Source organism: Streptomyces aurantiacus (assembly GCF_027107535.1).
GTDB lineage: Bacteria > Actinomycetota > Actinomycetes > Streptomycetales > Streptomycetaceae > Streptomyces.
In genome coordinates this window covers 2,865,300-2,879,782 of sequence record NZ_CP114283.1, presented here as the reverse complement: position 1 = coordinate 2,879,782, position 14,483 = coordinate 2,865,300, and the positions used below count along the sequence as shown (strand labels likewise).

The window sequence follows — 14,483 nt, the reverse complement described above, 5'->3', positions numbered from 1 at the left end:
ATGTGAATACGGCTTCACCAGGGTTAGGGGAGGTCGCAATCCGCAGCCGGGGAAACCCTGCGGGTCCGGTCGGTCGGACCTGCTGGGCAGCCGCTCCCTGGTCTGGGCACATACGTGCAGCACGCGAGTGGCCCACCGACCGTTTCCCGGGATACGGGAGGGTGGTGGGCTGCCCGCGACACCATCGACGGTGCGCGACGCTCCTGGATTCCCCGCCTTGCGGTGGGGGCTCCGGCTGGATGTCCCGTTCTGGTGGTGTCCGGCTCTCCAGCGACGAGAGACGGACACGGGACGCAGCGCTTCGGGGAGTCTACAGGGTGGTCAGGGCCGTCCTCGACCGAGGTGCTTCCTGGTCCACTCCACCGCGTCCGCGTAGCGCGCCTCGGCGCCGTGCCGGGTCGGGGTGTAGTACTCCCGGTCCTTGAGCTCCTCGGGGGCGTACTGCTGGGCGGCGATGCCTTCGGGCAGGTCGTGCGGATACACGTACCCCTGTGCGTGGCCGAGTTTGGCCGCGCCCTTGTAGTGGCCGTCGCGCAGATGCATCGGTACGGGGCCCGCGTGGCCCTTGCGCACGTCCTCCATGGCTGCGCCGATCGCCGTCGTGGCCGCGTTCGACTTCGGGGCCAGGGCGAGGGCGATGGTGGCGTGGCTGAGGGTGAGCGCGGCCTCGGGGAAGCCGATCATGGCGACGGCCTGGGCGGCCGCGACAGCCGTGGGCAGTGCGGTCGGATCGGCGAGGCCGATGTCCTCGCTGGCGGAGATCATCAGCCGGCGGGCGATGAAGCGGGGGTCCTCGCCCGCCTCGATCATCCGGGCCAGGTAGTGCAGCGCGGCGTCGACGTCCGAGCCGCGGATCGACTTGATCAGGGCGCTGGCCACGTCGTAGTGCTGGTCGCCGTCGCGGTCGTACTTCACCGCGGCCCGGTCGACGGTCTCCTCCAGGGTCTGGAGGGTGATCTCCGGCTCGCCCTTGTCGAGCGCGGATCCGGCCGCGGCCTCCAGGGCCGTCAGCGCGCGGCGGGCGTCGCCCCCGGCGATCCGCAGGAGGTGCTCCTCGGTGTCCTCGGGGAGGGTGACGGACTCCTTGAGGCCCCGCTCGTCGCCGAGCGCCCGGCGGAGCAGTCCACGCAGGTCGTCGTCCATGAGCGGTTCGAGGGTCAGCAGGAGCGAGCGGGACAGCAGGGGGGAGATCACCGAGAAGTACGGGTTCTCCGTGGTCGCCGCGATCAGCGTCACCCAGCGGTTCTCCACCGCCGGGAGCAGGGAGTCCTGCTGGGCCTTGCTGAAGCGGTGGATCTCGTCGAGGAAGAGGACGGTCTCCTTGCCGAAGCCTCCGGTGGCACGGCGGGCCCCCTCGATGACGGCGCGCACCTCCTTGACACCCGCGGTGATCGCGGAGAGCTCCACGAAGCGCTTGTTCGTCGCTTTGGAGACGACGTACGCCAGGGTCGTCTTGCCGGTGCCCGGCGGGCCCCAGAGGATCACCGAGGACGGTCCGGCCGGGCCGCCGCCGCTTTCGCCGACGAGTCTGCGCAGGGGGGAGCCCGGCTTCAGCAGATGCTGCTGGCCCACTACTTCGTCGAGGACGCGCGGGCGCATCCGTACGGCCAGGGGGCTGCTGGACGGGTCCTTCTCCTGGCGTTCTTCGGCTGCGGCGGTAAACAGGTCGGGCTCCACGTCGGAAACCCTATGTCACGCCACTGACAGCGCGGCCCGGCTCTTGGCGCGCAAGGGACGAGCCGGTCCCGTCAGCTGGTCCAGAAGTCCCACCAGCGGGTCAGGATCAGCATGCCGATGATCCCGATGTGCATGACCGGAAGCACCCAGGCGAACTCGCCGAGGAACCCCTTCAGCCAGGCGGGCGCGGGCAGCAGACCGTTGCGGACGTTGTGCGAGGTCACGGACCAGAACATGATGATCGTCGCGGCCCAGGCGAGGCAGCACCACAGGCACAGCGAGTTGATGTTGTACAGCGACTGGTACTGGAGCCAGGTCACGAAGCCGACGCCGAACAGCGTGCCCGCGTTGAAGGTCAGCCAGTACCAGCGCGGGAAGGTGGCCCGGCCGAGCAGGCTCATGCCGACACCGATCACGATGCCGTAGGCGACGAGGCCCATCATCGGGTTGGGGAACCCGAAGACGGAGGCCTGGTCGCTCTTCATGATGTTGCCGCAGGAGACGACCGGGTTCAGGCTGCAGCCCGGCGTGAAGTTCGGGTCCTCCAGCAGCTTGAACTTGTCGATGGTGATGACCCAGGAGGCCAGCAGTCCGGCCGCGCCCGTGATCACCAGCAGAAGGGCGAGGGCACGACCGCCGCCCACGGTGCGTGGGGCTGTGGCGGCCACCTGGTGGGTGGAGGCGCCTTCCCTGACTGTCGTCTTGCTCATCACGCCGTTTCCGTAGCTCGAGAGGACCATCCGGGCAGGGTCATTGTGCCGCACACGCGCGTGTGTCCACCGTTCGATGGACATAAGGAAGTACGTGCGGTCGCCCCGGAAGGCCCGCTCCGGCGGGACGCTCGTCGGCATGACAGCACACGCGAACGAACCCGCTGTGGACGTACGGGGGCTGGCGCAAGCGGTACGGGGACGTCACCGCGGTCGACGGCATCGATCTCCCGATCCGGCGGGGCGAGGTCTTCGGCCTGCTCGGACCCCACGGCGCGGGCAGGAGCACCACCGTGGAGCTCCTGCAGGGCAACCGCTCCAGGGACGCGGGTGACGTCTCGGTCCTGGGTTCGGACCCGGCGACGGGCACGCGCGCGTGGCGCTCACGCGTCGGCATCGTCCGGCAGGACGAATCGGCACCCGCGGAGTTGACGGTGGGCGAGACCGTGCGGCATGTCGCGCGCTACCACCCGAAGCCGCGCGATCGGGCGGAGGTCATCGGCCCGGTGGGCCCGCGGGAGAAGACGGGCAGCCGGATCTATCTGCGGCTCACGGGGCAGGAGGGTCGGCGAATCGGCGAGTCGACGGTGAAGAGCCATCTGCTGCGGGCCTTCGGCAAGCCGGGGGTGGACGACCGCACGGCGGCCGCGACCAGCGCCACGAGGTTCGGCCTGCTGGAGTGAGTTCTCACGCCTCGGACGGGCTCGGCCTTCGAGCCCGTCCGAGGCGTGAGGACGCCTGTTCGGGGCGGAGCCCCCGAACAGGAAAGGGAAGGGGAAGGGTGACGGGCGAACCCCGGCCCCCGGTCCCGGCCTCCGCCTCAGCTCAGCCGGGACTCCAGCTCGGCCACGATCTCGTTGACGCCGACCGCCACCTGCTCGCCCGACTCCATGTCCTTCAGCTGCACGACGCCCTCGGCGAGGTCACGCTCACCGGCGACGACCGTGTAGCGGGCGCCACTGCGGTTGGCGTTCTTCATGGCTCCCTTGAGCCCCTTCGCGCCGTACGAGAAGTCCGCCGCGACCCCGTTCCTGCGCAGCTCGCTCACCACACCGAACAGCACACGCCGCGCCTCGTCCCCGAGCGGCACCGCGAACACGCTGGTGGACGCGGGCAGTTCGAGCGTCACACCCTCGGCCTCGAGCGCGAGAACCGTACGGTCGACACCCAGGGCCCAGCCGACGGACGGCAGGGCGGGGCCGCCGATCATCTCGGACAGACCGTCGTACCGTCCGCCACCGCCCACCGCGGACTGCGATCCCAGACCGTCGTGCACGAACTCGAAGGTGGTGCGGGTGTAGTAGTCCAGCCCGCGGACCAGCTTCGCGTCGTCCTCGAAGGAGACGCCCGCGGCCGTGATCAGCTCGCGCACCTCCTCGTGGTACGCCTTGCACGCGTCACAGAGGTAGTCCCGCAGGAGCGGGGCGCCCACGAGCTGCTTCTGGACGTCGTCCCGCTTGTCGTCAAGGACCCGCAGAGGGTTGATGTCGGCGCGGCGCAGGGTCTCCTCGTCCAGGTCCAGACCCCGCAGGAAGTCCTGGAGCGCGGCCCGGTAGACGGGACGGCACTCCTGGTCGCCGAGCGAGTTGAGGAGGATCCGGAAGTCCCGCAGCCCCAGTGAGCGGTACGCCTGGTCGGCCAGGATGATCAACTCGGCGTCCAGGGCCGGGTCCTCGGCACCGATCGCCTCGGCGCCGACCTGGGAGAAGTGCCTGTACCGGCCCTTCTGGGGGCGCTCGTAGCGGTAGTAGGAGCCCGAGTACCAGAGCTTGACGGGGAGGTTGCCCGCCTTGTGGAGGTTGGCCTCCAGGGCGGCCCGCAGCACGGACGCCGTGCCCTCGGGGCGCAGCGCCAGCCTGTCGCCGCCCTTGGTCTCGAAGGCGTACATCTCCTTGGTCACGATGTCGGTGGACTCACCGACGCCGCGCGCGAACAGCTCGACGCTCTCGAAACCGGGCGTCTCGATGTATCCGTAGCCCGAGTTCCGCAGCGGGGCGGCGATCGCGTCACGCACCGCGAGGTACTTCGCGCTGTCCGGCGGAATCAGGTCGTACGTGCCCTTGGGGGCCTTGAAAGTACTCAACGGAAGTCTCTCGTCACATTCCTCGTCGAGGAGCGGAGGAAGGGTCCGCTCCCGGGCCGGCCGCCGCCACCTGCCGCAAGTACGGGTTGGTGGCGCGCTCCTGGCCGATGGTCGTCTGGGGGCCGTGGCCGGACAGCACCACGGTCGAGTCGTCGAGCGGCAGGCACACACGGGCCAGCGAGCCGAGCATCTCGTCCATGTCACCGCCGGGCAGGTCGGTGCGTCCGATGGAGCCGGCGAAGAGCAGATCCCCGGAGAAGAAGACGGACGGGATCTCCGTGTTCTCGGGCATCCGGAACGTCACCGACCCCTTCGTATGGCCGGGCGCGTGCGCGACCGAGAAGTCGAGTCCGGCCAGCTTCAGCGCGGCGCCGTCCGTCAGCTCCAACACGTCGTCCGGTTCGCCGACCGTGATCTCACCCATCAGCGGCATCCCGATCGAGCGGCCGAGCGCCCGCTCCGGGTCGCTCATCATGTACCGGTCCTCGGGGTGGATCCACGCCGGTACGTCGTGCGCGCCGCACACCGGGACGACCGAGGCGACATGGTCGAGGTGGCCATGGGTGAGGACGACGGCGACGGGCTTGAGCCGATGCTTCTGGAGTGCTTCCTCGACGCCCTGGGCGGCCTGGTGGCCCGGGTCGATGATCACGCACTCCTCACCCGCGGCGGGGGCGACCAAGTAACAGTTGGTGCCCCAGGCCCCGGCGGGGAACCCGGCAATGAGCACGTTCGTCCTTCGGTATGTCGTACGGGGAATGGCATCGCTGTGGATCAGAGCCTACCGGCGCTGCCGGAACCACAGCGAACCCATATACGGTACGGGGCACACGCAGGCGGTCGGCTCACAAGACGCACGCGTCCCACCTGACGTACGAGACGCATGAGGAGATAACCCGGTGGTCACCCAGGAACAGCGGCGGCGTCAGCTCGCCCGGGAGAAGTTCTTGCGGCAGCAGCAGCGGCGCACGTCCGCTCGGCGCAAGGCACACGCTCGTAACACGGTGATCGCGTCCGTCCTCGGCGTGGTCGTCGTGGGCAGCGTGGTGTCGTACGCGACCGGGGTCTTCAAGCAGGACGACAACAAGTCCGACGCGGCCGCGGAGGCCACCCCGAGCCCTTCCGCGCCCAGCAAGGCGCCGGACCCCTGCGACAAGGCCGCCAAGGGCAAGGTGAAGTCGCTGAGCTACAAGAAGGAGCCGGCGATGACCATCGACAAGTCGGCGGACTACACGATGAAGCTGCAGACGACCTGCGGCGCAATAGACATCGACATGCCGGCCTCGAAGGCCCCGCACACGGTGAACTCGTTCAACTTCCTGGTGGGCAAGGGCTACCTGGACCACACCAAGTGCCACCGGCTCACCACGAACGGCATCTACGTGCTCCAGTGCGGTGACCCGAAGGGCACCGGCATGGGCGGCCCCGGCTACACGATTCCGGACGAGAACCTCAAGGACAAGCGCCTCAAGGGCCAGGTGTATCCGGCGGGCACGGTGGCGATGGCCAACCAGTACAACGCGGAGACGAAGCAAGGCCGCAACAGCGGCGGCAGCCAGTTCTTCCTCGTGTACCAGGACAGCCAGTTGCCGGCCAACTACACACCGTTCGGGACTATTTCCGAATCGGGCATGAAGGTGATGAAGAAAATCGCCGGGGCCGGCGAGAGCACTGGCCAGGGCGACGGAGCACCCAACGCGACGGTCGTGATCGACAAGGCCACCGTGACGAAATCCTGACCTCCAGCAGCGAAATTTCGGTCGCGCGGGATGCGGACAGCCGCCCCGCCGGTCGCCTATGTTGGCCGTGACGAAACTGTGGACGATGCCGGGGGCGAAGCAGCCCCACGCAGGCATCATGTGGAGGAGGCGCTGTGAGCAGCGACCCGTGGGGCCGCGTCGACGAGACGGGGACCGTGTACGTGCGTACGGCCGACGGCGAGCAGGTCGTCGGTTCCTGGCAGGCCGGGACTCCCGACGAGGCACTGGCCTACTTCGAGCGCAAGTACGAGGGCCTGGTCGTGGAGATCGGCCTCCTCGAGCGGCGGGTGAAGACCACCGACCTGTCGTCGAAGGACGCCCAGATCGCCATCGGTCACATCCGCGAGCAGGTGGACGCCCACCACGCGGTCGGGGATCTGGACGCGCTGCGCAAGCGGTTGGACAAGCTCGTCGAGACGGTCGACGCACGCCGTGAGGAGCGCAAGGCACAACGGGCGAAGCAGTCCGACGAGGCCAGGCACTCCAAGGAGGCCCTGGTCACCGAGGCCGAGGAGCTCGCCCAGTCCGACCAGTGGCGGTCCGCCGGTGAGCGGCTGCGCGCGCTGGTGGACACCTGGAAGGGTCTGCCGCGGCTCGACCGGAAGTCCGACGACGAGCTGTGGCACCGCTTCTCGCACGCGCGCTCGGCGTTCTCCAAGCGCCGCAAGGCGCACTTCGCGTCCCTGGACGCGCAGCGCGAGGAGGCCCGCAAGACCAAGGAGAAGCTGGTCGCGGAGGCCGAGTCGCTCTCCGGATCGAGCGACTGGGGCCCGACGGCGGCCCGCTACCGCGAGCTGATGGCGGACTGGAAGGCCGCGGGCCGTGCCCAGCGCGAGCACGAGGACGACCTGTGGAACCGCTTCCGCGGCGCCCAGGACGTGTTCTTCGCGGCCCGCAGCTCGGTCTTCGCCGAGCGGGACGCGGAGCAGACGGAGAACCTGAAGCTCAAGGAGGAGCTGGCCGAGGAGGCCGAGAAGCTCGTCCCGGTGCAGGACCTCAAGGCGGCCAGGGCCGCCTTTCGTTCGCTCAACGAGCGGTGGGAGGCCATCGGCCACGTGCCGCGCGACGCCCGCCCGAAGGTCGAGGGGCGGATGCACGCGGTGGAGCGGGCTCTCCAGGATACCGAGGAGACCGAGTGGCGCCGGACGAACCCGGAGGCACGCGCGCGTGCCGAGGGTCTGACGGGCCAGCTCCAGGCCGCCGTGGACAAGCTCCAGGGCCAGATCGAGACCGCGCGCTCCGCGGGCAACAACGCGAAGGCCGACAAGCTCCAGCGGGAGCTCGACGGCCGCCAGGCGCTGCTCGACCAGGCCCTGAAGGGTCTGCACGAGTTCGGCGGCTGAGTTCCGCGACAGCACGAAGGAGGGGCCCCGTACGCACCGTACGGGGCCCCTCCTTCGTGCCGGTGGCCCCATGCCGGGCCGCGGGTCTCAGGCCTCGGAGGGCCTGCGCGCCGACGTCACCCGGTACACGTCGTAGACGCCCTCCACTCCCCTGACCGCCTTCAGGACGTGTCCCAGGTGCTTCGGGTCGCCCATCTCGAAGGTGAAGCGGGAGGTGGCCACCCGGTCGCGGGACGTCTGGACGGCCGCCGACAGGATGTTCACGTGCTGGTCGGACAGGATCCTCGTGACGTCCGACAGGAGCCGGGAGCGGTCGAGGGCCTCGACCTGGATGGCGACCAGGAAGACGGACGACTGGGTGGGGGCCCACTCGACCTCGAGGATGCGCTCCGGCTCGCGGGACAGCGAGTCGACGTTGACGCAGTCGGTGCGGTGCACCGACACCCCACTGCCGCGCGTGACGAAGCCCATGATCGGGTCTCCGGGGACGGGCGTACAACAGCGGGCCAGCTTGACCCACACGTCGTCGACGCCCTTGACGACGACACCCGGGTCGGCGTTGGAGCGGCGCTTGCGGCCGCGCGCGGGCGGAATGCTCTCGTCGATCTCCTCGGTGGCGGCCTCCTCACCGCCGAGCGCCTGGACGAGCTTCTGCACGACGCCCTGCGCGGCCACGTGGCCCTCGCCGATCGCCGCGTACAGGGACGAGATGTCGGGGTAGCGCATCTCGTGCGCGAGCGTGACCAGCGAGTCACCGGTGAGGATGCGCTGGATCGGCAGGTTCTGCTTGCGCATGGCTCGCGCGATGGAGTCCTTGCCCTGCTCGATCGCCTCGTCGCGGCGCTCCTTGGAGAACCAGGCGCGGATCTTGTTGCGGGCGCGGGGCGACTTGACGAAGCCCAGCCAGTCCCGGGACGGTCCGGCGCCGGCCGCCTTGGAGGTGAAGACCTCCACCAGGTCGCCGTTGTCGAGGGTGGACTCGAGCGGTACGAGGCGTCCGTTGACGCGTGCTCCTATGGTGCGGTGGCCCACCTCCGTGTGCACCGCGTAGGAGAAGTCCACGGGCGTGGCGCCGGCCGGCAGCGCTATCACGTCGCCCTTCGGCGTGAAGACGAAGACCTCGTTGCGCGACAGGTCGAAGCGCAGGGACTCCAGGAACTCGCCCGGGTCCTCGGTCTCCTTCTGCCAGTCGAGGAGCTGGCGCAGCCACGCCATGTCGTTGAGGTGGTCGTCCTTGCCGGTGGTCCTCGGCTGGTCGGAGCGCACCTTGGAGGCGCCGGCGACGGCCTCCTGCTTGTACTTCCAGTGGGCCGCGATGCCGTACTCGGCGCGACGGTGCATGTCGAACGTACGGATCTGGAGTTCGACCGGCTTGCCGTTGGGGCCGATGACCGTCGTGTGCAGCGACTGGTACATGTTGAACTTGGGCATCGCGATGTAGTCCTTGAACCGCCCCGGAACCGGGTTCCAGCGGGCGTGGACGGTGCCCAGTGCCGCGTAGCAGTCGCGAACCGTGTCGACAAGGACGCGGATGCCCACCAGGTCGTAGATCTCCGCGAAGTCACGGCCGCGGACGATCATCTTCTGGTAGACGCTGTAGTAGTGCTTCGGGCGGCCGGTGACGGTCGCCTTGATACGGGCCGCGCGCAGGTCGGACTGGACCTCGTCGGTCACTATGGCGAGGTACTCGTCGCGCTTGGGGGCGCGCTCGGCGACCAGACGCACGATCTCGTCGTACATCTTGGGGTAGAGGATCGCGAAGGCGAGGTCCTCCAGCTCCCACTTGATGGTGTTCATGCCCAGGCGGTGGGCGAGCGGCGCGTAGATCTCCAGGGTCTCGCGCGCCTTCTTCTCCTGCTTCTCGCGCTTGAGATACCGCATGGTGCGCATGTTGTGCAGGCGGTCGGCGAGCTTGATGACCAGGACGCGCGGGTCCTTGGCCATGGCGACGACCATCTTGCGGACGGTCTCGGCCTGTGCGGCCTCGCCGAACTTGACCTTGTCGAGCTTGGTGACGCCGTCGACGAGCAGCGCGACCTGGTCGCCGAAGTCCTTGCGCAGGGTGTCGAGGCCGTACTCCGTGTCCTCGACCGTGTCGTGCAGGAGCCCCGCCATCAGCGTGGCCGGGTCCATGCCCAGCTCGGCGAGGATCGTCGTCACGGCGAGGGGATGCGTGATGTACGGGTCGCCGCTCTTGCGCTTCTGGCCGCGGTGCCAGCGCTCGGCCACCTGGTAGGCGCGCTCGACCTGGCGGAGCGTGGACGTCTCGATCTTCGGGTCGTTGCTGCGCACTATCCGCAGCAGCGGCTCCAGGACCGGGTTGTACGGATTGGACCGCTGCACGCCGAGACGGGCGAGCCGGGCACGCACCCGGTTGGAGGAGCCACCGGAGCGCGCGGGCTGGCCGGTCGCGGGCCGGGCGGCGGGCGCGGGGGCCTGACGCTCGGAGGCCGCCGGCTCGGGGCGCGACTGCTCGGCCGCCCTGGCGTCGGCCGACCCGCTCTTCGCGGGCGGCGCGGGCGTGCCCGCGGTCGCCGCGGACGGGTCGGGCTTGGCGGCGGCTGGGGGTACCCCCATGCGTTCAGCCCTGGGGGCGAGTGGCTGGGCCTCGTCTGGCAAGAGGGCTCCTCGTGCGCGATCCGGGTCCCCGGTCAGGCTCCGGAAACCCCATGGTAGCGATCCTGGGCTCCGGACTCGCCTTCGGCCGGTGGGACGGCCTTCCATGGGAGAAACGCGAGAGGCGGGCCCCGGATTCCTCCGGAGCCCGCCTGCGCGGTGTCGTACGGGTTCTGAGCGGTGCCGGACCAGGTGCCGTCCGGGTCCGCGGGTCGCTCAGATCGTGAGCAGCGCCTCCAGGGGAGCGCCGTCCAGGGCCGTCTCCAGACGGGCACGGCCGCCCAGGAACCCGAGCTCCATGAGCACGGCGACACCCGCGACCTCGGCGCCCGCCCGGCGGATCAGCCGGAGCGACGCCTCCGCGGTGCCACCGGTGGCGAGGACGTCGTCGATGACCATGACACGATCGCTCGCGCTCAGGTCCTCGGCGTGCACCTCGATCTCGGCGGAGCCGTACTCCAGGTCGTACGCCTGGCCGAGGGTCGCTCCGGGGAGCTTGCCCGCCTTGCGTACGGGGATGAAGCCGAGGCCCGCGCGGACCGCGACGGGCGCGCCCAGGATGAAGCCGCGGGCCTCCAGGCCGACGATCTTCGTGGCGCCGCTGCGGACACTGAGCTCGGCCAGCGCGTCGGTGAGCGCCGTGAACGCCGCCGGGTCCGCCAGGAGCGGCGTGATGTCCTTGAACATCACGCCCGGCTCCGGGTAATCGGGTACGTCACGGATGCGGCTGAGCAGCAGCTCCTGGATGCCGGTCATCGGCGCTTCCCCGAGGGGCGGCCACGGCCCCTGCCCCGGGCCGACGGCTGAGCGCGCTGCCCGCGGGGTCCGACGACGGCGGGGGTCGCGTCCTCCGGCTCCTCGTCGTCGTACACCTGGGCGGCGACCGGGGCCTCCAGGGACTCGCCCTTCGCCGCGGCGGCGGACCGCTTGGCCAGTACGCGCTTCCTGAGTGCCTTTATCTGCGGCTCGCGCTCCTTGAGGTCGGCGACGAGCGGCGTGGCGATGAAGATCGAGGAGTACGCACCGGCCGCGAGGCCGACGAACAGCGACAGCGAGATGTCGTTGAGCATGCCCGCGCCGAGGACACCGCCGCCGATGAAGAGCAGGCCGGCCACCGGGAGGAGCGCGACGACCGTGGTGTTGATCGACCGCACCAGGGTGCCGTTGATCGAGCGGTCGGCGATCTCGCTGTAGGTCCAGCGGGTCTGTTTGGTGATGTCCTTCGTCTGTTCCTTGAGGCTGTCGAAGACGACCACTGTGTCGTACAGCGAGTAACCGAGGATCGTGAGCAGACCGATCACGGTGCCCGGTGTCACTTCGAAGCCGACCAGGGCGTAGATGCCGACCGTGATGGTGATGTCGTGGATGAGCGCCACCAGCGCGGCCACGGCCATGCGCCACTCGAAGGCGATCGCCAGATAGATCACCACGAGGACCATGAAGATCGCCAGGCCCTGCCAGGCCTTCGCGGCGACCTGGTCCCCCCAGCTGGGGCCGACCAGGTCGGCGCTGATCTTCTCCGCGTCGACGTTCAGGTCCTTGGCGAGTACTTCCTTGATCTGGTCCGACTTGGCGGTGTCGATGCTGGCGATCTGGATGCGCAGACCGCCCGTGCCGAGCTTCTGCACGATCGCGTCGTGTCCGGCGGCGTCTTCCGCGTACTTCTCGGCCTGGCTCGCCGAGACACTGATCCGCTCGGTGGTGAAGACGGCTCCACCCTGGAACTCGATGCCCATGTTCAGGCCGCGCACCGCCAGACCGACGATGGCCGTGATGGTGATCAGGATCGAGACGCCGTACCAGATCATGCGCTTGCCGACGAAGTCGTAGCCGATCTCGCCTCGGTGGAGCCGGGCGCCGAGGGTGCCGAGTTTCGACATCTCACGCCTCCTTCGTGTCGACGGGGGCGGACACGCGACGGGTGCGGCGCAGCGGCGGCTGGACGCCCAGTCGCTTCGGGTCGAGGCCGGACCAGCTGTGGCCCTCCGCGAAGAACTTCTTGCGGGAGAGAATCGTCATCAGCGGCTTGGTGAAGAAGAAGACGACGACCACGTCAAGCAGGGTGGTCAGACCCAGCGTGAAGGCGAAGCCCTGCACCTTGCCGACCGTGACGACGAAGAGCACCGCGGCGGCGAGGAACGACACGAAGTCCGAGACCAGGATGGTGCGCCGGGCGCGCGGCCAGCCCCGCTCGACCGCGGGCCGCAGCGAGCGGCCTTCGCGGATCTCGTCACGGATACGTTCGAAGAACACGATGAACGAGTCCGCCGTGATGCCGATGGCCACGATGGCGCCGCAGACCGCCGGGAGGTTCAGCGCGAAGCCGATGGTCGGGCCGAGCAGCGACATGATCACGTAGGTCATGGCCGCGGAGACCAGCAGCGAGGCGATGGCCACCAGCGACAGACCCCGGTAGTAGACCACCAGGTAGATGATGACCAGGGCCAGACCGATGGCACCGGCGATCAGACCGGCCTCCAGCTGCTCGCCACCGAGCGCGGCGTCCACGGTGGTGACACTCGCCTCCTGGAAGGTGAGCGGCAGCGCGCCGTACGACAGCATGTTGGCCAGGTCCTCGGCCTCCTGCTGGTTGAAGCTGCCGGAGATCTCCGCGTTGCCGCCGGTCAGCGCCTGGCTGACGTACGGGTCGGAGACGACCTCACCGTCGAGGACGATGGCGAACTGGTTCTGCGGGGACTGGTTCTTCGCCAGCTTGCCGGTGATGCTCGCGAACTTGTCGGCTCCCTTGGACGTGAAGTCCATGGTGACCTTCCAGCCCGCGCCGCCCTGCGAGTCGAACAGGGCCGCGGCCTTGTCGACGTCGGTGCCCTCGACCTCGGCCGGGCCGAGAATGTACTTCTGCCACTGACCCTGGGCGTTCTGACCGCAGGCCACGGTCGGTTCCTCGGCCTTGACGCCGTCACCGGCCTTCGCGCGGACCGTCCTCTTGGTGCAGTCCAGCGCGGTGTACTGCGCCTGGAGCTTGGCGGTCGCCGGGTCGGCCTCCGCGGGCGGCGAGGCGGGCGGGCTGGAGGCGGCGGCGGAACCGCTTCCCGAGGGGGTGGGGTCGGCCTTCAGCGCGTCCGTGACCGCCCGGCCCTGTGAGGTGGACGAGGGGGTGGCGGCGGGCGACGAGGACGAAGTGGCCTTGTCGCCCGCCTTGTCACCGTCCTTGTCCGAGCCCGCGGAAGGGCTGCCGGAGGGGCTGCCGGAGGCGCTCGGCGAGGGGCTGGCGGCGGGGTCCCCGCCGGAGACCTCGGTGGTCAGGACGGGACGGAAGTAGAGCTTGGCGGTGGTGCCGACCTGTTCCCGGGCCTGCTTGGAGTTCGTGCCCTTGGGAATGTTGACGATGATGTTGCGATCGCCCTGGGTCTGGACCTCCGCCTCGGAGACACCCAGACCGTTGACACGGCGGTTCATGATGTCGACCGCGGTGTCCATGTTGGTCTTGTTGATCGCGCCCTTCTGACCGGGCTCTTCCTTCGCCTCGAGCGTGATGCTCGTACCCCCGGCGAGGTCGATGCCGAGGCGCGGCTTCGTGTGCCCGGAGGCGAACATTCCACCGGTGAGCGCCACGATGGCGATCAGGATCAGGACCAAGGTGCGCCCCGGCCTGCCCTGGGCGCCCTGCTTTCGGCCCTTCTTAGGTGCTGCCACCTTCTCGTTCTCCCTCTTCGTCCGCCCGGTCTCTCAGTACCTTCGCGGACGGGCATGAAATGGTGTCGAGGATCCGCGCGAAGCCCTACGACCCGGGACCACGGCGCGCGAGCGGCGCACTCCGCGGTCCCCGGTCATGACTACTTCGCGTCGGACTCGCCGTCGGACTTCTTCAGGTCTGCGCCGTCGGCCTTCTTCGGCTCCGCGACGTCGGACTCGTCGTCCGTGTCCTTCTTGCCGAGGTCGATGGGCTTGTCGTCGGAAGCGTCGGCGGGCTCGTCGGTCTCGGTGAGGGAGGAGGCGTCGTCCGGAACGACCGACTCGTCGTCCTTCAGGTCGTGCTCGATGCCGTGAACGAGACGGTTGTACTCGTCGTCGCTCAGGACCGCGCCGATCGCGTTCTTCGCGAAGAGCAGGTCGACGCCCGGGCCTGCGTCAAGGAGGACCGTGTCCTCGTTGACCTCCTTCACCGTTGCGTACATGCCACCGATCGTGCGGACTCCGGAGCCGGGCTGCATGTCGTTGCGCATCTGCGCAGCCGCATTCTGCTTCTTCTTGGCCGACCGGGTCATCAGGAACATGGCCCCGATGAGCACGATGAACGGGAGGAGGGTCACGAGACTCACGGGACGGAACT

General features: G+C 69.2%; 11 protein-coding genes and 1 pseudogene. 3 read left to right on the top strand and 9 right to left on the bottom strand.

Features of this window, described 5'->3' with window-relative positions; translation table 11 throughout:
- Window positions 1–321: 321 nt before the first annotated feature.
- Both O1Q96_RS14475 and O1Q96_RS14470 read right to left on the bottom strand, forming a co-directional pair.
- Window positions 322–1,677, bottom strand: a complete 1,356-nt coding sequence (locus O1Q96_RS14475; protein WP_269248552.1) for a replication-associated recombination protein A — start codon at window positions 1,675–1,677, stop codon at window positions 322–324.
- 71 nt (window positions 1,678–1,748) lie between these two features.
- On the bottom strand, window positions 1,749–2,387 hold the full coding sequence (locus O1Q96_RS14470; RefSeq protein ID WP_269248551.1) for a vitamin K epoxide reductase family protein: 639 nt from the start codon (window positions 2,385–2,387) through the stop codon (window positions 1,749–1,751).
- A 139-nt stretch (window positions 2,388–2,526) separates the two neighbouring features.
- Between O1Q96_RS14470 and O1Q96_RS14465 the strand changes: the two are divergent.
- Window positions 2,527–2,962: pseudogene (locus tag O1Q96_RS14465) on the top strand (ATP-binding cassette domain-containing protein); the annotation flags it as partial.
- 245 nt (window positions 2,963–3,207) lie between these two features.
- On the opposite strand, the gene hisS reads toward O1Q96_RS14465, so the two are convergent.
- The gene (hisS, locus tag O1Q96_RS14460; RefSeq protein WP_269248550.1) at window positions 3,208–4,470 is read right to left on the bottom strand and encodes a histidine--tRNA ligase; all 1,263 of its coding nucleotides are present in this window, start codon (window positions 4,468–4,470) and stop codon (window positions 3,208–3,210) included.
- 13 nt (window positions 4,471–4,483) lie between these two features.
- Window positions 4,484–5,200, bottom strand: coding sequence for an MBL fold metallo-hydrolase (locus tag O1Q96_RS14455; RefSeq protein ID WP_217457105.1), 717 nt, complete (start codon window positions 5,198–5,200; stop codon window positions 4,484–4,486).
- 169 nt (window positions 5,201–5,369) lie between these two features.
- On the opposite strand from O1Q96_RS14455, the gene O1Q96_RS14450 reads away from it, so the two are divergent.
- The gene (locus tag O1Q96_RS14450) at window positions 5,370–6,209 is read left to right on the top strand and encodes a peptidylprolyl isomerase (RefSeq protein ID WP_269248549.1); all 840 of its coding nucleotides are present in this window, start codon (window positions 5,370–5,372) and stop codon (window positions 6,207–6,209) included.
- 134 nt (window positions 6,210–6,343) lie between these two features.
- The gene (locus O1Q96_RS14445) at window positions 6,344–7,573 is read left to right on the top strand and encodes a DUF349 domain-containing protein (RefSeq protein ID WP_269248548.1); all 1,230 of its coding nucleotides are present in this window, start codon (window positions 6,344–6,346) and stop codon (window positions 7,571–7,573) included.
- Between the two features lie 87 nt (window positions 7,574–7,660).
- Here the strand turns inward: O1Q96_RS14445 and O1Q96_RS14440 are convergent, their stop codons facing one another.
- The 5 genes from O1Q96_RS14440 to yajC all read right to left on the bottom strand — a co-directional run bounded on the left by O1Q96_RS14440 (window position 7,661) and on the right by yajC (window position 14,472).
- Window positions 7,661–10,192, bottom strand: a complete 2,532-nt coding sequence (locus tag O1Q96_RS14440; protein ID WP_269248547.1) for a RelA/SpoT family protein — start codon at window positions 10,190–10,192, stop codon at window positions 7,661–7,663.
- A 213-nt stretch (window positions 10,193–10,405) separates the two neighbouring features.
- A complete protein-coding gene (locus O1Q96_RS14435; protein ID WP_269248546.1) occupies window positions 10,406–10,945 on the bottom strand; it encodes an adenine phosphoribosyltransferase in 540 nt (179 codons plus the stop codon).
- Window positions 10,942–12,069 (bottom strand): protein translocase subunit SecF, encoded by a 1,128-nt coding sequence (gene secF, locus O1Q96_RS14430; RefSeq protein WP_269248545.1) that lies wholly within the window; start codon window positions 12,067–12,069, stop codon window positions 10,942–10,944. The genes O1Q96_RS14435 and secF overlap by 4 nt, the downstream gene beginning before the upstream one ends.
- A gap of 1 nt (window position 12,070) precedes the next feature.
- The gene (gene secD / locus O1Q96_RS14425; RefSeq protein WP_269248544.1) at window positions 12,071–13,846 is read right to left on the bottom strand and encodes a protein translocase subunit SecD; all 1,776 of its coding nucleotides are present in this window, start codon (window positions 13,844–13,846) and stop codon (window positions 12,071–12,073) included.
- A 140-nt stretch (window positions 13,847–13,986) separates the two neighbouring features.
- Window positions 13,987–14,472, bottom strand: coding sequence for a preprotein translocase subunit YajC (yajC, locus tag O1Q96_RS14420; RefSeq protein ID WP_269248543.1), 486 nt, complete (start codon window positions 14,470–14,472; stop codon window positions 13,987–13,989).
- Window positions 14,473–14,483 lie beyond the last annotated feature (11 nt).